We start from the raw sequence: 22,078 nt of genomic DNA, 5'->3' as shown, positions 1-22,078 counted from the left end.
CCCCTAGGTAGATCGCGGTTGCCCGGCGGTCTAAGTCACGGGTGATCTGCGCAGCAAGGCGTCGGGTTGGGGACCTCGAACGGGGCCAGGGTGTTGCCTGCGGCCGGTACCAGAGCCAGGACCAGTTGTCCTTCGCGCCATTCGGGGCGTACGTGGTCCTGTGTCTGTACGGGTATGACGGGGTCGGGGCTGTCGCCCGACGTCGCGCCCACCACGATCACTCTGTCCACGGCGGACAGTTGCAGGAGGTCGGCCACCGTGAGCGTGCCGGTGAGTTGATCCGAGCCAGGGAAGAGAACGGCTCGGCCGGACCGGCGCGCGGCGTGCTCGGCCGCGGCCGCGGCAGCCGCCCCGGCGGGACCGTGTCTACGGTCGTCCAGGGCCGCGCCCATCTCTGTTGCCGTGAGCCGTCGCCAGACCTCCTCCACCGAACCGTTCTCCGGCAGGGCAAGGGAAACCGCCGTACCCCTCCGCCCCTCCGTCCGGATCAGGTGGGTGCAGGCGACCGTCCCCAGTGGAAGCCCGAGCGTGGTCGTCAGGTCGCGGATCAGGTGGTCCGCCTCGCGGAGCGTGGTCGTGCCGGCGTCCACCCCGATGACGGGGTGGACGCCGGACGGGTCGTAGGGGGTGGTCATGCGGGGAGGACCCACATCGGATTCGAGTAGAACCAGAGGTCCTTCCACGGGTCGGCGTCGCCGAGGACGTCCATCGCGGGGCCTACGGGGTCTACGGCGGCGCCGTTGATGCCTACGGCGGAGCGGTTGCCGTCGGTGCCGCGGAGGCGGACGTAGACCGGCTTGTCGAGGCGGCCGAGGGAGTATGTGAGGCGGACGGTGCCCGTCGACTTGTTGACCTCGAAGGACTTGACGACCTTTGTCTTCGGAGTGGCGAAGGTGTCCTTGTCCGTGACCGGGCCTGTGACGTCGCCCTGGATGACGTCGACTCGGGCCAGAGTCGGTTGGAACTGGGCCCAGTTGGGGCCGTTGGACAGGCTTATCCTGATGGTCAGGTCCACCTGTGCGCCTCGGCGTACGTGCAGCGCGCCGCCGAGGGTGACCTCTCGGCCGCCGTACGACAGGCGGGCGTCGAGGCCGCTGATCAGGCCGCCGTGGTCGACCCAGACGCGGCCCGCGCGGATGCCGTCCATGACCGCCTTGTAGGCGAAGGAGGACGCGCCGACGTGGGTGCGGGAGTACTGGCCGGGCCAGAAGTCGGTGTCGGTGAGGCTGATGCCGGTGCCGTAAACCGGGTCCTCGTAGCGGCCGTTGGCGTTGAAGTCGCCGCCCGGGCCGCGTACCGCCGTGTCCGCGTAGACGTTGTGGGAGTCGGAGTTGGCGGTGATCCACCAGGGCTTGCCCTCGGCGAGGAGGCTGTCCCACAGGCCGCCGACCGTCGACGTCATCCAGTCGAAGCCGCCCCAGGTGCGGTAACTCTCCAGCGGGTAACCGGGGAACGAGTCCGCGCTCGGGCTGCCGTCGTAGATGCCGCGTCCGCCGCCGGGGCCGTTCGGCTTGGGGATGCCGCCCGCCTGGTGGCCGGGGGCGCCCTCCATGCCTACGGCGATCGAGGGCTGCGCGTCGCGCCAGCCGCGGATCTCGTGCGGGGAGTCGATGCCCTTGCGCGCCGGGTGGTTGGCGAGGAACAGCGCGTCTTTGACCTTGCGGCGGCGGACCTGGTCGGCGAGGAAGTTGACGCCCGCGATGGCGAGGGCCTCGTTGGCGGGCGAGTTGCCGCTCGCGTTCTTGACGCTGCCGTCGAAGGAGTTCTCGAACTCCTTGAGTACGGCTACCTCGTTGGAGCCGGGGTGCACGAAGACCGTGCCGTGCTCGGCGCCCGGGATGTTCCACTCCAGGCCCTGGAAGACGAGGGTGTCGTCGGTCTTCTCGCGGGCGTCGACGATGTCCGGATTGACCTTCTCCACACCGATCTTGGCGTGCGCGACGCTGCCGTGGTCGGTGATGACCATCCAGTCCAGGCCGTGCGCGTTCGCCTGGCGTACGTGGTCGATGACCCGGTACTTCGCGTCGCTGCTGTACTGGGTGTGGATGTGGTGGTCGCCGGCCAGCCACAGGTAACGGCCGTTGCCCTTGGACGACTTGGCCGCCTGCTGCTGCGCCGCCTGCTGTGCCGACGCGGCTGCCTCCCCCGCCCCCGCGAGCACGCCGCCCGCGGCAAGTCCCGCGCCCAGCAGACCCGTTCGGCGCAGCATGCCTCTCCGCGACAGCTGACTGGGCGTCAACTCGGCGTCCGGGACGGATGTGTCGAGGGCGGGCGGCAGCGACGAGGTGTCGCCGTCCCCGTGGTGGTGATGGTGGTGGTGACCGTGGTCGCCGTGACTGTGGCCGTGGCTCATGTTCAACTCCCGCTGATGCAGGGACCTTCACGCTCGGACGTGCAGAGTCTGGAAAGGGGCGGTGAACAGCGGGAGTCGAGGTGGTGGTGTGGCAAAGAACGAGTCATGCACGGCTACAACGTGGGTCATGCGGGGCTTTTGCGTCGGTCATACGGTGTCTCTCCGTGTGCCTCGCCGCTGTCTCTGCGTACCGCCCCCGCCAGGATCCAGCCCTCCATCGCGTCGTACCGCCTGCGCTGTTCCTCCTCCTCGCGGCGGCCCGAGGCGATCGTGCCGAGCCAGCCGAAGGCGAAGCCGAGGGGGATCGTGACCAGGCCCGTCGTGGTGAACGGGAACCAGTTGAAGTCGGCGTGCGGGAACGCGGCGGTGGGGGAGCCGGAGACCAGGTTCGTGCCCGGCATCAGGAGGAGGACCGCGAGGGTGCCGCCAACGAGCGTGCTGAGCAGGCCTGTTCGGGTGTAGCGGCGCCAGAAGAGGCTGTAGACGAGGGCGGGCGCTATGGCCGAGGCGCCCAGGCAGAAGGACATGGTCACCAGGGGTTGCAGGCTGCGGTGCTGGACCAGCGTCGCGAGCAGGATCGCCGGAACGCCCACCGCCAGCGCCGAGTAGCGGGCCAGCGTCATCTCGCGGCGCACCGGCATCTCCTGGACACGGGTCGCGAAGACGTCGTGGGCAAGGGAGTCGGCGCAGGCGAGGATCATCCCGGCGACCGAGGCGAGCAGGGTGAGGAAGACGGCCGTGGTGACGGTGGTGAAGAGGAGGGCCTCCGTCGTCGACACGTCGGCCCCGAACGCCGCCCGCGAGCCCAGGAGATACGCCGTGTTGCCCTGCGGGTCGGCCCGCGCGATCGCCGCCCGGCCGAGCAGCGCCGTCGCACCGAACCCGACGACCGTCACGATCACCACGAACAGCGTCACGCTCGACACCGCCCACGACATCGACCGCCGCACCTGCCGGGCGCTCGACGCGGTGTACATGCGCATCGTGATGTGCGGGAGGCAAGCGCCGCCGATCACCACCGTCAGCTGTGAACTGATCATGTCCAGCCGGGGACTTGGGCCTCCGGCGAACTCGAGTCCCGAGTGCAGGAACGCCGGTCCGGCGCCGCTGCGCTCCGCCGCCGTGTCGAAGAACGTGCCCAAGTCCCAGTGGAAACGGTTCAGTAGGAGTACGGCTGTCACGGCTCCCGAGCCGAGCAGCATCACGATCTTCAGGATCTGGATGAGCGCGGTGCCCTTCATCCCGCCGATCGCCGCGTAGCTGATCATCAGCGCGCCGAGGCCGATGACGCAGCCGGTCTGCAGGAAGTCGCTGGAGAAGCCGAGGATGAACGCCAACAGCTGTCCCGCGCCCGCGAGTTGGACCAGCATCAGCGGCAGCAGCGCGATGATCGTCGCCGCGCACGCGACGATCCGTACGGAACGCCCCGGCATCCGGCGGGTGAGCGCGTCGCCCATCGTGAACCGGCCCGCGTTGCGCAGCGGTTCGGCCAGCAGGAACATCAGCAGCAGCAACGACAGGGCCGTGCTCAGCGCGAGCACCACACCGTCGTAGCCGTACAGGGCGATCACCCCGCCCGCGCCCAGCACGCTCGCCGCGGAGATGTAATCACCGGCTATGGCAAGGCCGTTGCGGAGCGGAGAGAGGGAGCCGTAGCCCGTGTAGAACTCGTCGAGGTCGTCGCGGTCTGGGCCCGTCATGACGCAGAGCAGGAGGGTGATCGTGGCGACGGAGGTGAAGGCCACCAGCGACATGGTCTGTGCGGAGTCCCTGAAGCCGGTCATCGCGGTCAGGGTGGTCGTCGCGGTCATCGTGCCGCCTCCCGCCTGGCGTCCAGTTCGGCCTGCTTGCGGAAGCGGTCCGCGAGGGGGTCGACGCGACGGCGGGCCGTGTGCTCGTAGAGCGCTATCGCCAGCCAGGTGACGGGGAGTTGGAGCAGTGCCAGCAGCAGCCCGGTGGGCACGCCGCCGGTGCCGGTGCTCGACATCAGCGAGGGCGCGAACGCGGAGAGGCCGAGGAAGAGGCAGAAGTAGCCGAGCGCGGCGGTGGTCGCCACGCGTCGCTGACGGCGGTACGCGCCGCGCAGGATGCGCAGGTCGCTGTGGTTGCCGAGGGCGGGACGACGGGGGAGACGGCGGCGTTCGGGCGGGGGCGGGGGCGGCTGCCAGGGGTAGGTGAGACGGGGTAGGGGCGAGTCGTGCGGGGCGGGTGAATCATGCGGAGGGTACGGGTCGTAGGACATCCCGTGCTCCTTGCGTGGCTCGGGTCCGTGGCGGCGGACCGCAGGGAGTGGGCGGAGCGGGTGACGCATGTTACTCGCCGGTTGGGGGATGTGGGTGCTTTTCGCCGAACTGGGCGGTCGGTGTGGGCTTGTGGCGTCAACCGGGTGCTGACCTTGGGTGTTGGCCCTGCTGTCTGTGCTGTCTTGCTGTCCGTACGGCCGAGCGAAGTGATCACTCGATCGTGAGTTTCTCCTCTCGTGTGCCCTGGCTGTCGCGATCCTGACAGGGGGGCGGGTGATCGGTGTCGCCCGGAAGTACTACGGGTGGGATACGGGTGGGAGTGGCATGACACGGGCGACGGATCGGCACGAGGGTCTGGGCGAGCGGGCGTTGTTGCTGGTGGCCGGGTCGGCCGAGCTGGCGGTGAGCACGGCGGGGGCGGTGGGGTCCGTGGTGGGCTCGGCCCTGGGGGTCGTACGGGGGCTGCTGTTCCGGTCCGACGTCGCGGAGTTGGCGGCGGACGCCGAGTCGGATCTGGCGGCGCGCGGGCGCCTGGTGCTGGACCGGTATGTCGCTGTGCCTCCGGCGCATCTGGAGACCCTCGCCCGGCACGCACTCGCCCGACAGGCCGCCGCCGATGGCGTCTGAGCGATGGGAACCGGCCGCTTTCAAGGGCCGTGTCGACCAGGTCCTCCATCGGTTCGTGGCCGAGGAGGCCGACCGGTTCGCGGAGATCGACCCGGCGCTGAGCCCGGTCGCCGGGCAGTTGGAGGCCGCGGTCGCGGACGGCAAAAGGCTGCGGGCGGCGTTCTGTTACTGGGGCTGGCGCGCGGCGGGGCAGCCTGACAGCGACGCGCTGGTACGGGCGGCGGCCTCGATGGAACTGGTGCACGCCGCCGCGGTCGTGCACGACGACCTCATCGACGACAGCCCGCTGCGGCACGGCCGCCCCACCGCCCACATCGCGCTGCGCGGAGCCGTACGCCGCCGCCCGCGGGCTGTCGCGGCCGCCAGGTCCCTCGCGATGCTGGTGGGCGACCAACTGATGGGCATGGCCGGGCAGTTGTTCGCCACCAGTGGGCTGCCGGGGGCGTATCTCGCCCGCGCCCGGCCGCTGTGGGCGGTGCTGGCACGGGAGTTGATCGCGGGTGAGTGCCTGGAGATCCTGCGCACCGGGGCCGAGCCGGACACCGCCGCGTCCCTGAAGGTGATCCGCTACAAGACCGCCAAGTACACCGTGGAACAGCCCCTGTTGATCGGCGGCGCGCTCGCCGGGGCCGGCGGGCGGCTGCGGGACGGCTACTCGGCGTACGGGCTGCCGCTGGGCGAGGCCTTCCAGTTGCGGGACGACGTCCTCGGCCTGTTCGGGGATCCGGAACACACCGGCAAGGCCAACGCCGACGACGTGCGCGGCCACCGGCCCACCGCCCTCCTGGCCGAGACCTGGCGCAGCGCCGGTGCCGAGGACCGGGAGCGGCTCCGCACGCTCATGGGCCAACGCGGTCTGGACGAAGCCGAGTTGGACACGGTGCGCGAGACGATGCGTCGGCTGAAGGCGCCCGACCGGGTCGAGGGCATGATCGCCGCCCGGGTCGAGGAGGCGCTCGACGCCCTCCACGAGCTGCATGTTCCCGCCCCCGCCGAGGCCGCGCTGACCGCGCTGGCCCACTCGGCGACGGTCCGCCTCTCCTGACCCGCGAACGTCCCGATCCGCGCACGTCCTGGCCCGCGAACTTCGAGGAGCCCACAGTGACTTACACCGAGACGTCGATGAACGGCCTGCGCCTGGCCGGTGACGAACTCGCCGACGCCACCGTCGCCGCACTCTTCGACCGCGGGGAGGTGGGCAAGTTCAACACCCTCATGCGCTACGTCTCCGTGGCGGGCGCCCCGCTGCCGGACGGCCTGCCCGCCGTAGCCCTGGAGTACCTCAACGCCACCAGCGCGCCGCCGAGTTGGGTCGACTGGGGCGAGATGGAGAGGGCCCGGCTGTTCTTCATCGACAACAACGTGCACATCTCGACCGCCCTGTCCTTCGCCTCCATGCCCGCCTGCTACGTCGTCCCGCCGGTCGCGAAACTCCTGTCGGCCAGCCACGGGCTGAAGTACCCCTCCAAACGCATGGCGGAGACAGGGCAGTTCACCGTCTATCTGATGCAGCCCGACGCCTTCGAGGCCGGCAGCCGCTTCATCCCCGCCGTGCAGAAGGTCCGCCTCCTGCACGCCTCCATCCGCCACCACCTCGTCCGCGAAAGGCGTTGGGACACGGCCGAGTTGGGGACGCCGATCTGCCAAGAGGACATGATCGGCGGGCAGATGTTCTTCTCGATGCTCGTGCTGGACAGCCTGCACCGGCTCGGCATCCACATGTCGACGGAGGGCGCGGAGGCCTACTACTACGCCTGGCGCGTGGTCGGCGCGATGCTCGGCGTCGACCAGGACGCCGTGCCCGAGTCCCTTGAGGAAGCACGGCAGTTCCTCGACCTGTACATGGTCCGGCACATGGGCCCGTCCGAGGAGGGCGCGCACCTGACCCGCCAACTCATCGACCTCTACGAGGAGGTCGTCCCCGGGACCTTCTTCGACCCGATCGTCTCCGCCCTCATCCGCCATCTCATCGGCGACACCTGCGCCGACTGGCTCCAGGTGCCGCGCACTCCGTGGGACACGGTCGTCAAGGCCGTGCCCCATCTCCTCGGCGTCCTGGAGACCATCGAGGACCATTCCCCGCTCGGCGCCTGGGCGTTGGACCGCCTCGGTCACCTCGTCACGGTCCTGGAGCTGTCCTCCCTCACCCGCGGCCGCGTCATGCACTACGCCATCCCCGAACAGCTCAAGAAGGACTACGGCGTCTCCAACTCGGTTCCGCGCACCCGCCGTTGGACCCCACCGGCCGCCACCGTCTCCTGAACCAAGCGCCCCTCACTGCTCCTTGAGGACCGGGAACCGGCGCGGCGCGAGGAACAGCAGCACCAGGAACGCCACCCCGGCGGCGACGCCCGCGCCGAGGTACACCGCGTGCACCGCGTCCGCGATCGCCCGCCGGGTCGCTTCCGGCACGGCCCCCGCATCGAGCCCCCGCGTGACCGAGTCCAGGTCGCTCGCGCCACCGAGCCGGGACGCCAGCACCCCGTTGGCCACGGCCCCGAAGACGGACGCGCCGATGGTCTGGCCGGTCTGGCGGCAGAACAGCACGGACGCGGTCGTCACGCCCCGCTCCTCCCACCCGACCGTCGACTGCACCCCGACGATCAGCGGGAGTTGGAAGAGCCCGAGGGCCGCGCCGAGCAGCAGCATCAGCACCATCGGCTGCCAGGCCGCGCCCGGATACGGCAGGAACGGGAACGCGAACAGGATCAGCGTCGCCGCCCCGATCCCGATCATCGCCGTGTTGCGGAAACCGATCCGCCGGTACACGTGCTGACTCAGCGCGGCCGACACCGGCCAGCTCAACGTCCAGACGGACAACACGAATCCGGCCGCCACGGGTGCAAGGCCGAGCACCGACTGCGCGTACGTCGGCAGGAACACACTCGGCGCCACCATCAGCAACCCCAGTGCGCCCAGGGCCAAGTTGACCGCCGCGATCGTACGGCGCCGCCACACCCACCCCGGGATGATGGGCTCGGCCGCCCGGCGTTCGATCGCCACGACCACTCCGGCCAGCCCAAGTCCCGTAGCGAACAGGGCCATTGAGGGTGCCGAGAGCCAGTCCCAGGCGACTCCACCCTGCACCAGCGCGGTGATCAGCACGCCGCCGCACGCGAACACCGCGAGTGCGCCCGCCCAGTCGACGCGGGGGCGGGAGGTGCGGGTGCGTTGCGGTTCGTGGAGGTGGCGGACGATCAGCCACAACGCCACCGCTCCGACAGGGAGGTTGACGAGGAAGATCCAGCGCCAGCCGGCGTACGCGGCGAGCAGTCCGCCCACACCAGGGCCCGCGACCGCCGACACCGCCCACACCGTGGACAACTTCGACTGGATCTTGGGGCGTTCCTTCAGCGGGTACAGATCGGCGGCGAGCGTCTGCACGGTGCCCTGCAACGCCCCACCGCCCAGGCCCTGTACGACCCGGAACGCGATCAGCGCGCCCATGCTCCAGGCCACCGAGCACAGCAGCGAACCGGCGAGGAAGACCACCGCGCCCGTGATCAGCACCGGCTTGCGGCCGAAGGTGTCGGAGAGCTTGCCGTAGACGGGCAGGGTGACCGTCACGGCCAGCAGATAGCCGGAGAACAGCCAGGAGAAGACGGAGAAGCCGCCGAGGTCACCGACGATCTGCGGTACGGCGGTAGAGACGATGGTGGAGTCGAGGGCGGCCAGTGCCATCGCGAGCATGAGAGCCGCGACGACGGCTTTCCGGCGCCGGTCGGGAGGGGCCGGCGTGAGTTGGTCGGGAGGCGTAGGTCGGTCGGGAGGCGTGGGTTGGTCCGGAGGCGCCGGCGTGGGCTGCTCGGCCGCCTCGGGTCGTATCTCGGTGTCGCTGTCCCTGTCCCCCTGGTCCACCGGAATCCTTTCCCCTTGCATCTATCTGCCGCGCACCAGCTTCTCACTTGACCCTCACGTAGCGGCAGGGCGGAACCTGGTCGGGTCACTGGGTGGACCGAACCCCGAGATCGACTCCACCCGGCGGTGGAGAGCCCCTAGGGGTCCCTCCGTACTACGACCCGGGGATGGTTCGTACCGACGGAGGAGGAGAAGGGCGGGGGGCTGTCCTTAACCTGGCTTTATGCCGCTGGGGGGCGGCAGGCCGAACCCAGGAGGGTGGGGTTTTCCCCCGGGAAAGACTGCGCTGAGCACCAGCGCGCCGGACCCCCTCCCACCACCAGACTCATCGTCGTAACCACGTGAACCGCATCGACCGGACACCGGCACGCTCATCTGCCGACCGACTTAGGAGACATACCGTGACATCGGCTGTGACCATTCCCAGGCACGGGGGCACTGGAGGGCGTACGGCCGTTGCCGCGCGAGCGCGGCAGGTCGTCAAGGCTTACGGGGCCGGGGAGACCCGCGTCGTCGCCCTCGACCATGTCGACGTGGACATCGCCCGCGGCCAGTTCACCGCGATCATGGGCCCCTCGGGGTCCGGCAAGTCCACGCTCATGCACTGCCTCGCCGGGCTCGACACCGTGACCTCCGGGCAGATCTACCTGGACGAGACCGAGATCACCGGCCTCAAGGACAAGAAGCTCACCCAACTGCGCCGGGACCGGATCGGGTTCATCTTCCAGGCGTACAACCTGCTGCCGACGCTGAACGCGCTGGAGAACATCACCCTCCCCATGGACATAGCCGGCCGCAAGCCCGACAAGGGCTGGCTGGAGCAGGTCGTGGAGACGGTCGGACTCTCCAGCCGGCTCAAGCACCGGCCCAACCAGCTCTCCGGCGGCCAGCAGCAACGCGTCGCCGTGGCACGGGCGTTGGCGGCCCGCCCCGAGATCATCTTCGGTGACGAGCCGACCGGAAACCTCGACTCCCGTGCGGGCGCTGAGGTGTTGGGCTTCCTGCGCCGGTCCGTCGACGACCTCGGCCAGACCATCGTGATGGTCACGCACGACCCGGTGGCCGCGTCGTACGCGGACCGTGTCCTGTATCTCGCGGACGGCCGAATCGTCGACGAGATGTTCAAGCCGACCGCCGACACCGTTCTCGACCGCATGAAGGACTTCGACGCGCGGGGGCGTACGTCATGACCGTCATGAAGACATCGAGGCGCAACTTCTTCGCGCACAAAGGGCGGATGGCGCTCTCCGCGATAGCCGTGCTGCTGTCGGTGGCGTTCGTGTGCGGCACGCTGGTGTTCACCGACACGATGAACACGACGTTCGACAAGCTCTTCACGGCCACCGCGTCCGACGTGACGGTCCTGCCGAAGGCGGCCAAGGCCGACGGCAGCACCCCGCAGAACGGACTGCCCGAGTCGCTGCCGGCCTCCACGGTCGCGCAGGTGGCGAAGGCCCAGGGCGTCAAGTCCGTTGAGGGCGGCGTCAGTTCGATGAACGTGACCGTCGTGAACAGCGCCAACAAGAACATGGGCTCCTCGACCGGCGCGCCCACCATCGCGGGCAACTGGACGAAGAACGACCTGCGTTCGATGGAGATCACCTCAGGCCACGCCCCGCGTGGTCCGACCGAGACGATGGTCGACGCCGACACCGCCGACAAGCACCACCTGAAGATGGGCGACTCGCTGCGCACCATCTCGCAGACCGGTGACTTCACCGCGAGGATCGTCGGCATCGCCACCTTCAAGGTGACCAACCCCGGTGCGGCCGTCGTCTACTTCGACACCGCCACCGCGCAGCGTGAACTCCTGGGCGCCACCGGCCGGTTCACCCAGCTCGGCGTCACCGCCGCGAGCGGTGTGACGGACAGCCAGCTCAAGCAGAACGTGGCACAGACCCTCGCCTCGTCGGGGACGTACAAGATCCAGACGGCCAAGGAGAACGCCGACGAGAACCGCAAGGGCGTCGGCCAGTTCATGAACGTCATCAAGTACGCCATGCTCGGCTTCGCCGGGATCGCGTTCCTGGTGGGCATCTTCCTGATCATCAACACCTTCTCGATGCTGGTCGCCCAACGGACCCGCGAAATAGGCCTGATGAGGGCGGTCGGCTCCTCCCGCGGCCAGGTCAACCGCTCGGTGCTGGTCGAGGCGACCCTGCTCGGGATCGTCGGCTCGATCCTCGGTGTCGGCGCCGGTGTCGGCATCGCCGTAGGCCTGATGAAGCTGATGAGCGCGGCGGGCATGGACCTGTCGACCCGGGACCTGACGGTGAAGTGGACCACCCCGGTGCTCGGTCTTCTGCTGGGTGTCATCGTCACGATCCTGGCCGCCTACCTCCCGGCCCGCCGCGCCGGCAAGGTCTCCCCGATGGCCGCACTGCGCGACGCCGGTACACCGGCCGACGGCAAGGCGGGTTGGGTACGGGGTCTGATCGGCCTGGTGCTGACGGGTGCCGGTGTGGCCGCCCTGTTCGCGGCGGCGACCGCGAAGAAGGCGGCGGACGGTTCGCTGGTACTAGGGGCGGGTGTCGTACTGTCCCTGATCGGCTTCGTCATCATCGGCCCACTACTGGCCAACGGGGTCGTACGGGTCATCAGTGCGGTCCTGCTGCGGGCCTTCGGACCGGTGGGGCGCCTGGCGGAACGCAACGCGCTCCGCAACCCCAGGCGTACGGGTGCTACGGGTGCGGCCCTGATGATCGGCCTCGCACTGGTCGCCTGTCTGTCGGTGGTCGGCTCCTCGATGGTCGCCTCGGCGACGAGCGAGCTCGACAAGTCCGTCGGCGCCGACTTCATCGTCCAGGGCAACCAGCGGATCGTGCCGCAGGCCGAGAAGGCGATGGAACGGTCGCCCGACCTCGTCCACGTCACCCGCTACAAGGACCTCGACGCCACCCTCACCTCGCCCGACGGACAGAAGGACACCGACGGCATCACCGCCGCCGACCCGTCCTACGCCCAGGACCTGCGCCGCGCCACCACGGCCGGCGAACTGTCCGCCGCCTACGGGACCAACGCGATGTCGGTGGGCTCCAAGTACGCCAAGAAGCACGGCGTCCACGTCGGCGACACGATCAGCGTCGCCTTCAAGGGCGGCGAGACGGCGAAGCTGAAGATCGCGGCGATCACGGACGACGACGTGGCCATCGACCAGGGTGCGCGGTACACGAGCATCGCCACGATGCAGAAGTACGTCCCCGCGAACAAGATCCCGCCGAACGAGATCATGTTCGCCAAGGCCAAGGACGGCCAGGAGAAGCAGGCGTACGCGGCCCTGAAGAAGGCCATGGCTCCGTACCCGCAGTACCAGGTGCGCGACCAGACCGACTACAAGCAGGAACTGAAGGACCAGATCGGCCAGCTCCTGAACATGGTCTACGGGCTGCTGGCTCTGGCGATCATCGTGGCGGTCCTGGGTGTCGTGAACACCCTCGCGCTGTCGGTCGTCGAGCGGACCCGGGAGATCGGTTTGATGCGGGCGATCGGGATGTCCCGTCGCCAGCTCCGCCGGATGATCCGCATGGAGTCGGTCGTGATCGCCCTCTTCGGAGCGTTGCTCGGCCTGGGGCTGGGGATGGGCTGGGGCGCGACCGCTCAGCAGCTGCTCGCCCTGGAGGGCTTGAAGGTCCTGGAGATTCCCTGGGGGACGATCATCGCGGTGTTCGTCGGGTCGGCGTTCGTGGGTCTGTTCGCTGCCTTGATCCCGGCGTTCCGGGCGGGGCGGATGAACGTCCTGAACGCGATCGCCACCGAATAGCCAACCGAGCCACTGTCCAACGGGGGAACGGGGGCAGGCCCGGCGCCGAGAAGTCACGGGGGACTTCTTGGCGCCGGGCTTGTTTTTTCTTGTCGTTTGTCTGTTGTCTTTGAGGTCCACTTCTCTGTTGGAAAGGCTTTTTCGGCAGCGCGGGGTGCCAAGGAAGCGAGGGTTATCCACAGGCCCCGGCATACGGCAGCGCACCGACGTACGCTGGATACCCCCCGGCCCACTACCCGCGTCGGGCCCTTCGTGTTGCCCACCCCCCGGACGGAAGCGCCCCTCCATGAGCCTGCACGGTCTGCTCGACGCCGTAGTCAAGGACCCCGCCCTCGCGGAAGCCACCCGCGCCGCGACCGACGGCAACCGCATGCACGTCGACCTGGTGGGCCCCCCGGCGACGCGCCCCTTCGCCGTGGCAGCGCTGGCGAGGGAGACCGGCCGTACCGTCCTCGCGGTGACCGCGACGGGCAGGGAGGCCGAGGACCTGGCGGCAGCCCTGCGCTCACTGCTCCCGCCGGACGGCGTCGTGGACTACCCGTCCTGGGAGACCCTCCCGCACGAGCGCCTCAGCCCGCGCAGCGACACCGTGGGCCGCCGCCTCGCCGTCCTGCGCCGCCTGGCCCACCCCAGGGAGGACGACCCGGAGACGGGCCCGGTCTCCGTCGTCGTGGCGCCTGTGCGGTCCGTGCTGCAACCGCAGGTCAAGGGTCTCGGAGACCTGGAGCCGGTTGCCCTGAGGACGGGCCAGACCGCCGACCTGAACGCGATCGTGGACGCGCTCGGCGCCGCCGCGTACGCACGCGTGGAGCTCGTCGAGAAGCGCGGCGAGTTCGCCGTACGGGGCGGCATCCTGGACGTGTTCCCGCCCACCGAGGAACACCCCCTGCGCATCGAGTTCTGGGGCGACGACGTCGAGGAGATCCGCTACTTCAAGGTCGCCGACCAGCGCTCCCTGGAGGTCGCCGAACACGGCCTGTGGGCACCCCCGTGCCGTGAACTCCTGTTGACGGAAGACGTCCGCACGCGTGCGCGTACCCTCGCCGAACAGCACCCCGAACTGGGCGAGCTGCTCAACAAGATCGCCGAGGGCATCGCCGTAGAGGGCATGGAGTCGCTGGCCCCGGTGCTCGTCGACGACATGGAGCTGCTGCTCGACGTGCTCCCCAAGGGCGCGATGACCGTCGTATGCGATCCGGAGCGGGTACGCACGCGTGCGTCCGATCTCGTCGCCACCTCGCAGGAATTCCTACAGGCCTCCTGGGCCGCGACCGCGGGCGGCGGCGAGGCGCCCATCGACGTCGGCGCGGCCTCCCTGTGGGCCATCGCGGACGTACGGGACCGGGCGCGCGAGCTGGACATGATGTGGTGGTCGGTGTCGCCGTTCGCGGCCGACGAAGAGCTGACGGAGACATTTGCCGCTGACGCGGCGGGGGACACCCTGAAGCTCGGGATGCACGCCCCCGAGACCTACCGCGGCGACACCGCGAAGGCTCTCGCCGACACCAAGGGCTGGCTCGCCGACGGCTGGCGCACGGTCTTCGTGACCGAGGCCCACGGCCCCGCCGCCCGCACGGTCGAGGTCCTCGGTACCGAGGGCGTGGCGGCCCGCCTGGAGACGGAGCTGGGGGAGATCGCCCCCTCCGTAGTGCACGTGGCGACCGGTTCGATCGACTACGGCTTCGTCGATACGGCGCTCAAGCTCGCCGTCCTCACCGAGACCGACCTCTCCGGGCAGAAGGCCGCCGGCAAGGACGGCGTCCGGATGCCGGCCCGCCGCCGCAAGACCATCGACCCGCTCACCCTGGAGGCGGGCGACTACATCGTCCACGAGCAGCACGGTGTGGGCCGCTACATCGAGATGGTGCAGCGCACGGTGCAGACCGCCACGCGCGAGTACCTGGTCGTCGAGTACGCCCCCGCCAAGCGCGGCCAGCCCGGCGACCGGCTCTACATCCCCACCGACCAGCTGGAGCAGATCACCAAGTACGTCGGTGGCGAGTCCCCGACCATGCACCGCCTGGGCGGCGCCGACTGGACGAAGACCAAGGCGCGCGCCAAGAAGGCCGTCAAGGAGATCGCGGCCGACCTCATCAAGCTGTACTCGGCCCGGATGGCCGCCCCGGGGTACGCGTTCGGCGCGGACACGCCCTGGCAGCGGGAGCTGGAGGACGCCTTCCCGTACGTGGAGACGCCCGACCAGTTGACGACCATCGCCGAGGTCAAGGACGACATGGAGAAGTCGATCCCGATGGACCGGCTGGTCTGCGGCGACGTCGGCTACGGCAAGACCGAGATCGCCGTACGGGCCGCCTTCAAGGCCGTACAGGACGGCAAGCAGGTCGCCGTCCTCGTTCCGACGACCCTGCTCGTGCAGCAGCACTTCGGGACGTTCACCGAGCGGTACTCGCAATTCCCGGTCAACGTACGGGCGTTGAGCCGCTTCCAGACCGACACGGAGGCGAAGGCGACCCTGGAGGGCCTGCGCGAGGGCTCCGTGGATCTCGTCATCGGCACCCACCGTCTGTTCTCCTCCGAGACCAAGTTCAAGGACCTCGGCCTGGTCATCGTCGACGAGGAGCAGCGCTTCGGCGTCGAGCACAAGGAGCAGCTGAAGAAGCTGCGCGCGAACGTCGACGTCCTGACGATGTCCGCCACCCCGATTCCCAGAACCCTGGAGATGGCGGTGACCGGCATCCGCGAGATGTCGACGATCACGACGCCCCCGGAGGAGCGTCACCCTGTGCTGACGTTCGTCGGCCCCTACGAGGAGAAGCAGATCGGCGCCGCGATCCGCCGCGAACTCCTGCGCGAGGGCCAGGTCTTCTACATCCACAACCGCGTCGAATCGATCGACCGCGCGGCGGCACGACTGCGCGAGATCGTCCCGGAGGCGCGCATCGCCACGGCCCACGGCCAGATGACGGAGCAGTCCCTGGAGCAGGTGGTCGTCGACTTCTGGGAGAAGAAGTTCGACGTCCTGGTGTCGACGACGATCGTCGAGTCGGGCATCGACATCTCCAACGCGAACACGCTGATCGTCGAACGAGGCGACAACTTCGGTCTGTCGCAGCTGCACCAGCTGCGCGGGAGGGTGGGCCGTGGCCGCGAACGCGGCTACGCGTACTTCCTGTACCCCCCGGAGAAGCCCCTGACGGAGACCGCCCACGAGCGCCTCGCGACCATCGCCCAGCACACGGAGATGGGCGCGGGCATGTACGTGGCGATGAAGGACCTGGAGATCCGAGGCGCCGGAAACCTCCTGGGCGGCGAACAGTCCGGCCACATCGCGGGCGTCGGCTTCGACCTGTACGTCCGCATGGTCGGCGAGGCCGTCGCGGACTACCGCGCCTCCCTGGAGGGCGGTGTCGAGGAGGAGCCGCCCCTGGAGGTCAAGATCGAGCTCCCGGTCGACGCCCACGTTCCGCACGACTACGCCCCCGGCGAGCGCCTGCGCCTCTCCGCCTACCGGTCCATCGCCTCCGCCAACACGGAGGAGGACATCAAGGCCGTACGCGAGGAACTCGTCGACCGCTACGGCAAGTTGCCCGAGCCGGTGGAGAACCTGCTGCTGGTGGCGGGCCTGCGCATGCTCGCGCGCGCGTGCGGTGTCGGCGACATCGTCCTCCAGGGCACCAACATCCGCTTCGCACCGGTGGAGTTGAGGGAGTCCCAGGAGCTGCGCCTCAAGCGCCTCTACCCCGGCACCGTCATCAAGCCGGCCGCCCACCAGGTGCTGGTACCGCGCCCGAAGACGGCCAAAGTGGGCGGGAAGCCGCTCGTCGGGCGGGAGTTGCTGGGCTGGGTGGGGGAGTTCCTGGCTTCGATCCTGGGGTCGTAGGACGAGGCTGAAACCCAGGTCACGCGCCTCCGTCCTGGGGCAATGTGGCCGCCATCGGACCGTCGGGCCGGGTGCGTGGTCCGAACCTCGCGGCACCCGGTGGCGGCACCGCTTCCCTGAGCCGAGCCCGCTCAGTCGGCCGCCACCCGGAACAACATCGACGCCAGCACCCGGAACACCTCCTCCGGATCCCGCTCACCCACCGCCCCGTCCAGGTTGTGACCCAGCAGCAGCGTCGCGAAGCCGTGCGCCAGGGACCACGCGGCGACACCGGCGAGGCGGGCGTCGGCGCCACGTCCCTCGGGCGGTACGGCGGAGACGGCATGGCGCAGGGCATCGGTGGCGAGGGCGCGGGCCGTGGCGAGTTCGAGGTCGCCCTCGCGCAACAGCTCGGGCGCGAACATCACTTGGAAGTGCGCCGGATGCTCGCGCGCGAAACGCACGTACCGCACGCCCGCGTCCTTCAGGTCCGCCGCCTCGCCGATCGCGCCGGCCAGCAACCCGAATCCTTCCGCCGCGATCACCGTCAACAGCCCGGTGCGGTCCTTGAAGTGATGCGCCGGCGCCGCGTGCGAGACACCGGCACGGCGGGCGAGATCCCGCAGGCTCAGCCCGGACGGGCCGTCGGCGGCGATGACGTCGAGCGCGGCGGTGAGGATGGCGCGGCGCAGATCGCCGTGGTGGTACGGGCGGCGGCTGTCACCGAAAGTCTTGGCTGTGCTCATGGTCAGCAGCGTACGCCGAATCTAGGCATTGACAAGTTCGGGCGGTTGGTGCAATCTTGTCAGTGTCAAGTTATGGAACTGCCGGGACGCGACGAGGAGTTACGCCATGTCGGAGAACGTGCGTGGAGTGGAGACCGCGGAAAGCCGCGCCACTGCGGGAGGCCCTGCCTTCGCGGAAAGCCCCGCCCCCGTGGAGCTGAGCCGTGTGCGTCAGCTCTGGCACCTGCTCGAACCCCTCCACGCGGTGCTGTATTACGCGCCGGAGGTCTTCGAGGAGGCGGCGGCGCTCGGATACGACACCGAGGAGCGCTGGCCGAGCTACTTCCCGCTGCGCGCCGCGCCCTTGGGGCCGGTCGGCGGTGAACGAGTGGCCTCCGCCTTCTACAGCTTCAGCCCCCGCATGGTCGCCGAGCACATGGACTCGGCGTGGAGCATCGCGAGCCCGGACGCCGTACTGAAGGCGAGGCTGCGCGGTATGGACCGGGCGTACCGCGCGATATTCGGCGACCGTGTCGACAGCCCGGAGTTGGCCGAGGCCGCCGCCCTCGCCCGCCGCGCCGCCGAGGCGGCGAACACCGCGGGCCGCCCCCTCGCCGCGGCCAACGCCGAGTTGGCCTGGCCCACCGAACCTCACCTCCAGTTGTGGCAGGCGGCGACGATCCTGCGCGAGCACCGCGGCGACGGCCACCTCGCGGCCCTGCTCGTCGCCGGCCTCGACCCCGTCGAGTCCCTGGTCTCCTTCGCCGCGATCGGAGCCGCCTCCGTCCAGCGCTTCGAGAGCCGGGGCTGGAGCCCGGAGGAGTGGGCGGCCGCCCGCGAACGCCTGGTCGCCCGAGGCGTCATAGACGACAGGGGTACGGCGACCAGGGCGGGCCGTGACCTGCGTCAGGAGGTCGAGCGCCGCACCGACCAACTGGCCGCCGCACCGTGGCAGTTCCTCGGCCGGACCGACACCGACCGACTCGCCGACCTGCTGGGGGAGTTCTGGGTCGCCGTACTGGGCTCCGGGCTGCTGCCCTCGGAGTCGACGCTCGGCATCGGCAAGGTCTGAGGCGGTGAGTGGAGTGGTGTCCGAAGCGGTGTCCGAAGTGCTGCCTGAGGCACTGTCTGCGGTGGTGCGTGAGGCGGGTGTTGGGGAGGGAGTGTGGGGAGGGGGTGCGAAGTAGGGGCGCCTTCGCCAACTCGGTCGCGGCCATACACCCTACTTGTGCGCCATGTGCCTCCGGGCCCTATATATCCGCAACATCTCCGCCGCTAACGTGGGCACCAGGTCACTATCCGTCCCTGTCGGGGCGGGGCCGGGTGAGCAAGGGGAGGGGCGCACGTGATGCGTCTGAGGAGTGGGGCGGCCATCGCCGCCTTGGTCATGTTGTCCGTCGCGGGATGCAAGCAGGACACGATGGGAACGGGCGACTCCGGGCCCGGGGCGACGGCAGGCGGAGGCTCCGGCACGGGCTCCGGCGGGGGCGCGGCCCTGACCGCCGCCGAGTCACTGACCGTCAAGGGGCGGGCACCGAAGACCGGTTACTCCCGTGAACGGTTCGGCGCGGCCTGGGCCGACACGGACTCCAACAGCTGTGACACCAGGGACGACATCCTCAAACGGGATCTGAAGCAGGTGAAGTTCACCGACGGCGACTGCAAGGTGTCGTACGGCGTCCTCGAATCCGATCCCTACTCCGGCAAGGAAGTCATATACAAGCGCGGCGCCAGCCTCGTCGACATCGACCACCTGGTCGCCCTGTCCGACGCCTGGCAGAAGGGCGCCAAGTACTGGGACGCCAGCAAGCGCATAGCTCTCGCCAACGACCCGCTCAACCTCCTCGCCGCCGGCGCCAGCGCCAACCGCAGCAAGGGCGACGGCGACACGGCGACCTGGGTGCCGCCCAACAAGGCGTACCGGTGCACGTATGTCGCCGCGCAGGTCGCCGTGAAGAAGAAGTACGGGCTGTGGGTCACCTCGGCGGAGAAGGCCGCGATGGTCAGGGTCCTCTCCACCTGCTCGAAGCAGGCCCTGCCGACCGGGGGCAACCCGACGAACGCGCCGGCCAGGTTCCACGCGAACTGAGGTGACACGGCTTTGACCTGCGGCTACGGCACGCCCCGTGAACGTGCCGTAGCCACAGGAGACTTGGGGTCTCGGCCGTTCAATTGCTCGGCCGCTCAACTGCCCAGTCGCTCAGCTGCCCAGCGCGTCCAGGTCCAGGATCTTGCCGGTGGGCTTCTTCGCCGGCACCGGCTTCTCGTACTCGCCGAACGTGAGCGTCCCGGGGTCCTTGGAGGAGACGCTGTCGATGCGCAGCACATACGGCTTGCCCTCGGTCGCCACGTAGAGCGTGTAGGTGTCCTTGCCGTCCTTCTCGTGCAGGGCGATCGCCGGAGTGCCGTCGAGGGTGGTCGTCTTCCCGCGCGTCGCGTCCGAGTTGCCGTCCTCGGCGCCGCCGAGCATCGACTTCAGATCGCAGAAGCTGGCTATGTCCTTGGCGTCCTCGCCCTTCGCGGACATCTTGGTCCACTTCCCGGCCATCATGTCCACGACCGCGTCGGTGTCCGCCTTGGACTCGCCGTCGCTCTGCGCACGCAGGAACGCCTCGTCGTACTTCATGTAGATGGTGTCGCCGGTCTTGACCATGTCGGCCTTGCCCTGGCCCTTGAAGCTCAGCGTGCCGGCGCACTCGCCCTTCTTGTTCAGCGCCATGTCGATCAGGATCGTGCCGCCGCTCTCGTCGTCGGGTATGTCGCCCTTCAGCCGCAGCGACGAGGCGGCGGTGGTGGTGGTCAGGGACCGGTCGGCGATCTCGCCACCGGTCAGCCCGGCGAACGGGCCCTTCGGCTTGCTGTCCGCCTTGTCCTCACCGGGCAGACACCCGGTGAGTCCCGCGGCGGCCACGGTGGTGAGGCAGAGGGCGGCAAGTGCGGTTCGACGCATGGCAGTTCCTTGGATGAAGTGGCGAGCGGTGACGAGATGAGGGGGGTGCCCCGAAGCGGGGTCCGGAGAGGTGCCGTCGGTTCTGCCGGTGCGGCGCGAGAGCGTTGACCTGACCTGACCTGAGCGTCAGAACGTCAGGCCGTCTTCTTCCAGTCCTTGCAGCCGGTCGTCTTGAAGTAGGCGTCCTTCGCGCTGATCGTGACGACGGCCGTGCCGGTCACGTTGTCGTTCGCGAGGATCGAGTCCAGCCCCTGCTCGGCGTCCTTCGTGCGCTCCCAGTAGCACATGTCGTCCGTGTTGCCGGTGGACTTGTAGGTGCCGGGGGCGATGTCGACGCCGACCTTGAACATGCCGCCGTCGCCGGCCAACTTCGTGGCGGGGGAGCCCTGCGCCTTCGCGTCGACGGCCTCCCAGTCCTTGCAGCCGCTCGACTTGAAGATCTTGTCGGTGGACTTGATAGTGACGTAACTGGCGCCGCTCACATTGTCGTTGGCCAGCAGCGAGTCCGTGTCGCCCGAGGCGTTCTTGGCCCGCTCCCAGTAGCACATGCCGTCGGTGTTGCCGCTGGTGCGATATGTGCCGGGCTTGATGTCCGTGCCGACCTGGAAGTCGCCGTCCCCGTCGAACGCGGCCTTCTTGGTCTCGACGGCCTCGGTCGAGCCCTTCTTGTCCGAGCTCTTCTTCCCGGCGTCCTTGTGTTCCGCGGACGCCGAAGAGCCCTTGCCGCTGCTGCCCGAACCGCTGTCCCCGCCGTTGCCGCCGGCGTTCGCCGACACGACCCCGATGACGACGACCCCCACGATGGCGCCCAGCGCGACCTTGCCCTTCATCCCCATGGCTGTCCCCTCCCCGATGCGGCGACCGCCTCCCTCCGGCGGTCGCTCGTTCGTTGGGTCAATAAGAGCAGAGACTGTGAACCGAGTCAACACGGTTCACGCATGTTCGCATGTACACGGCCGTGAAGGGGTAGATCTTGCGTGCGTCGGTATGCTCGGCGTCACAGACGGAACAGCAGGCCGACAGCAGGCGCAACGGGGTCCGCGGGACGGCGGGACGAGAGGAGTGGGGCGGGTGCAGGACAACGCGACAGAGGTGACCGCCGCCGGTATCGCACGGCTCGCCGGTGTGGGCCGTGCCGCCGTCAGCAACTGGCGCCGCCGCCACGCGGACTTCCCCAAACCGGTCGGCGGCACCGAGACCAGCCCCGCCTTCGCCCTCACCGAGGTCGAGTCCTGGCTGCGCAAGCAGGGGAAACTCGCCGAAGTCCCGCTGCGGGAACGGGTCTGGCAACAACTCGTCGGCCACCCCGAGGGCCCGGTCACCGCCCTGGTCTACGCCGGCTGCGCCCTCCTGCTCATCCATGAACGCCCCACCGTCTGGCTGGACGTGAGCGCCGGTTCGGACGAGCGGATGGCCGCGATGCTGCCCGGCGCGCTGGAGCAGGTGATCGTGCCGCGCTTCGGTGCGGTGCGCGGACGGGGAGTTCACGGGGGGCGGGAGGGAAGCGCCACGGAGGCTGTGAACACGCCGAACACCCACGCCGCCCGAAACGCCCCGAACACCCCGAACGCTGTGAACACCCCGGCCGGCCCGACAACGCCCCCGGCCCCCGTGAACACCGCATCCCCCGTGCACACCGCATCCCCTGTGAACACGGCTCCGCCCGCGAACACCGCCCCCACCGTTCACACACCGCCAGCCGTTCACGCACCGCTCGCCGCGAAACTCGCCCCCACCCCGAG

16 protein-coding genes and 1 pseudogene are annotated in these 22,078 nt (G+C 69.5%); 9 read left to right on the top strand and 8 right to left on the bottom strand.

Going from position 1 to position 22,078, the window contains the following annotated elements:
* Positions 1–35: 35 nt before the first annotated feature.
* The 4 genes from SPR02S_RS50150 to SPR02S_RS50135 all read right to left on the bottom strand — a co-directional run bounded on the left by SPR02S_RS50150 (position 36) and on the right by SPR02S_RS50135 (position 4,595).
* Positions 36–635 carry a hypothetical protein gene (locus tag SPR02S_RS50150; RefSeq protein ID WP_019064627.1) on the bottom strand — a complete coding sequence of 200 codons (600 nt, stop codon included), beginning with the start codon at positions 633–635 and terminating at the stop codon, positions 36–38.
* Positions 632–2,353, bottom strand: coding sequence for a PHP domain-containing protein (locus SPR02S_RS50145; protein ID WP_019064626.1), 1,722 nt, complete (start codon positions 2,351–2,353; stop codon positions 632–634). Before SPR02S_RS50145 ends, SPR02S_RS50150 begins: the two co-directional genes overlap by 4 nt.
* A gap of 125 nt (positions 2,354–2,478) precedes the next feature.
* A complete protein-coding gene (locus SPR02S_RS50140) occupies positions 2,479–4,137 on the bottom strand; it encodes a sodium/solute symporter (protein ID WP_052347198.1) in 1,659 nt (552 codons plus the stop codon).
* 23 nt (positions 4,138–4,160) lie between these two features.
* Positions 4,161–4,595 carry a DUF485 domain-containing protein gene (locus tag SPR02S_RS50135; RefSeq protein WP_019064624.1) on the bottom strand — a complete coding sequence of 145 codons (435 nt, stop codon included), beginning with the start codon at positions 4,593–4,595 and terminating at the stop codon, positions 4,161–4,163.
* Between the two features lie 325 nt (positions 4,596–4,920).
* Between SPR02S_RS50135 and SPR02S_RS50130 the strand changes: the two genes are divergently transcribed.
* From SPR02S_RS50130 to SPR02S_RS50120, 3 genes are read left to right on the top strand one after another with little or no spacing between them, the layout of a single operon-like run.
* The gene (locus SPR02S_RS50130; RefSeq protein WP_019064623.1) at positions 4,921–5,223 is read left to right on the top strand and encodes a hypothetical protein; all 303 of its coding nucleotides are present in this window, start codon (positions 4,921–4,923) and stop codon (positions 5,221–5,223) included.
* Positions 5,213–6,268, top strand: coding sequence for a polyprenyl synthetase family protein (locus tag SPR02S_RS50125; protein ID WP_019064622.1), 1,056 nt, complete (start codon positions 5,213–5,215; stop codon positions 6,266–6,268). The genes SPR02S_RS50130 and SPR02S_RS50125 overlap by 11 nt, the downstream gene beginning before the upstream one ends.
* A gap of 56 nt (positions 6,269–6,324) precedes the next feature.
* On the top strand, positions 6,325–7,485 hold the full coding sequence (locus tag SPR02S_RS50120; RefSeq protein WP_019064621.1) for an oxygenase MpaB family protein: 1,161 nt from the start codon (positions 6,325–6,327) through the stop codon (positions 7,483–7,485).
* Between the two features lie 12 nt (positions 7,486–7,497).
* On the opposite strand, the gene SPR02S_RS50115 is transcribed toward SPR02S_RS50120, so the two are convergent.
* The gene (locus SPR02S_RS50115) at positions 7,498–9,081 is read right to left on the bottom strand and encodes an MFS transporter (protein ID WP_026151634.1); all 1,584 of its coding nucleotides are present in this window, start codon (positions 9,079–9,081) and stop codon (positions 7,498–7,500) included.
* A 401-nt stretch (positions 9,082–9,482) separates the two neighbouring features.
* On the opposite strand from SPR02S_RS50115, the gene SPR02S_RS50110 reads away from it, so the two are divergent.
* From SPR02S_RS50110 to mfd, 3 genes are all read left to right on the top strand, one after another.
* Positions 9,483–10,271, top strand: a complete 789-nt coding sequence (locus SPR02S_RS50110) for an ABC transporter ATP-binding protein (RefSeq protein ID WP_026151633.1) — start codon at positions 9,483–9,485, stop codon at positions 10,269–10,271.
* Positions 10,268–12,841: an ABC transporter permease gene (locus SPR02S_RS50105; protein WP_019064618.1), complete on the top strand. Its 2,574-nt coding sequence runs from the start codon at positions 10,268–10,270 to the stop codon at positions 12,839–12,841. The genes SPR02S_RS50110 and SPR02S_RS50105 overlap by 4 nt, the downstream gene beginning before the upstream one ends.
* A 286-nt stretch (positions 12,842–13,127) precedes the next feature.
* Positions 13,128–16,682, top strand: coding sequence for a transcription-repair coupling factor (mfd, locus tag SPR02S_RS50100; protein ID WP_019064617.1), 3,555 nt, complete (start codon positions 13,128–13,130; stop codon positions 16,680–16,682).
* A gap of 131 nt (positions 16,683–16,813) precedes the next feature.
* On the opposite strand, the gene SPR02S_RS50095 is transcribed toward mfd, so the two are convergent.
* Positions 16,814–17,407 (bottom strand): TetR/AcrR family transcriptional regulator, encoded by a 594-nt coding sequence (locus SPR02S_RS50095; protein WP_019064616.1) that lies wholly within the window; start codon positions 17,405–17,407, stop codon positions 16,814–16,816.
* A gap of 106 nt (positions 17,408–17,513) precedes the next feature.
* On the opposite strand from SPR02S_RS50095, the gene SPR02S_RS50090 reads away from it, so the two are divergent.
* Positions 17,514–18,458 (top strand): SCO6745 family protein, encoded by a 945-nt coding sequence (locus SPR02S_RS50090; RefSeq protein WP_019064615.1) that lies wholly within the window; start codon positions 17,514–17,516, stop codon positions 18,456–18,458.
* 276 nt (positions 18,459–18,734) lie between these two features.
* Positions 18,735–19,475, top strand: a complete 741-nt coding sequence (locus SPR02S_RS50085) for an HNH endonuclease family protein (RefSeq protein ID WP_078623248.1) — start codon at positions 18,735–18,737, stop codon at positions 19,473–19,475.
* A gap of 111 nt (positions 19,476–19,586) precedes the next feature.
* On the opposite strand, the gene SPR02S_RS50080 is transcribed toward SPR02S_RS50085, so the two are convergent.
* Both SPR02S_RS50080 and SPR02S_RS50075 read right to left on the bottom strand, forming a co-directional pair.
* Positions 19,587–20,336, bottom strand: a complete 750-nt coding sequence (locus SPR02S_RS50080) for a hypothetical protein (protein WP_019064613.1) — start codon at positions 20,334–20,336, stop codon at positions 19,587–19,589.
* Between the two features lie 134 nt (positions 20,337–20,470).
* Positions 20,471–21,172, bottom strand: a complete 702-nt coding sequence (locus tag SPR02S_RS50075; RefSeq protein ID WP_019064612.1) for an Rv1352/Rv1906c domain-containing protein — start codon at positions 21,170–21,172, stop codon at positions 20,471–20,473.
* 235 nt (positions 21,173–21,407) lie between these two features.
* Here SPR02S_RS50075 and SPR02S_RS65440 point away from each other — a divergent pair.
* Positions 21,408–22,078: pseudogene (locus SPR02S_RS65440) on the top strand (N-6 DNA methylase); the annotation flags it as partial.

Source organism: Streptomyces prunicolor NBRC 13075 (assembly GCF_000367365.1).
GTDB lineage: Bacteria > Actinomycetota > Actinomycetes > Streptomycetales > Streptomycetaceae > Streptomyces > Streptomyces prunicolor.
Note: the sequence above shows the minus strand (reverse complement) of the source record. Positions and strands in the feature narration are given on the sequence as shown.

What these genes read in the sequence shown, in the direction of transcription:
- SPR02S_RS50150 (WP_019064627.1), bottom strand. Translation starts at nt 635, where the DNA reads ATGACCACCCCCTACGACCCGTCCGGCGTCCACCCCGTCATCGGGGTG.
- SPR02S_RS50145 (WP_019064626.1), bottom strand. Translation starts at nt 2,353, where the DNA reads ATGAGCCACGGCCACAGTCACGGCGACCACGGTCACCACCACCATCAC.
- SPR02S_RS50140 (WP_052347198.1), bottom strand. Translation starts at nt 4,137, where the DNA reads ATGACCGGCTTCAGGGACTCCGCACAGACCATGTCGCTGGTGGCCTTC.
- SPR02S_RS50135 (WP_019064624.1), bottom strand. Translation starts at nt 4,595, where the DNA reads ATGTCCTACGACCCGTACCCTCCGCATGATTCACCCGCCCCGCACGAC.
- SPR02S_RS50130 (WP_019064623.1), top strand. Translation starts at nt 4,921, where the DNA reads ATGACACGGGCGACGGATCGGCACGAGGGTCTGGGCGAGCGGGCGTTG.
- SPR02S_RS50125 (WP_019064622.1), top strand. Translation starts at nt 5,213, where the DNA reads ATGGCGTCTGAGCGATGGGAACCGGCCGCTTTCAAGGGCCGTGTCGAC.
- SPR02S_RS50105 (WP_019064618.1), top strand. Translation starts at nt 10,268, where the DNA reads ATGACCGTCATGAAGACATCGAGGCGCAACTTCTTCGCGCACAAAGGG.
- mfd (WP_019064617.1), top strand. Translation starts at nt 13,128, where the DNA reads ATGAGCCTGCACGGTCTGCTCGACGCCGTAGTCAAGGACCCCGCCCTC.
- SPR02S_RS50095 (WP_019064616.1), bottom strand. Translation starts at nt 17,407, where the DNA reads ATGAGCACAGCCAAGACTTTCGGTGACAGCCGCCGCCCGTACCACCAC.
- SPR02S_RS50090 (WP_019064615.1), top strand. Translation starts at nt 17,514, where the DNA reads ATGTCGGAGAACGTGCGTGGAGTGGAGACCGCGGAAAGCCGCGCCACT.
- SPR02S_RS50085 (WP_078623248.1), top strand. Translation starts at nt 18,735, where the DNA reads ATGCGTCTGAGGAGTGGGGCGGCCATCGCCGCCTTGGTCATGTTGTCC.
- SPR02S_RS50080 (WP_019064613.1), bottom strand. Translation starts at nt 20,336, where the DNA reads ATGCGTCGAACCGCACTTGCCGCCCTCTGCCTCACCACCGTGGCCGCC.
- SPR02S_RS50075 (WP_019064612.1), bottom strand. Translation starts at nt 21,172, where the DNA reads ATGGGGATGAAGGGCAAGGTCGCGCTGGGCGCCATCGTGGGGGTCGTC.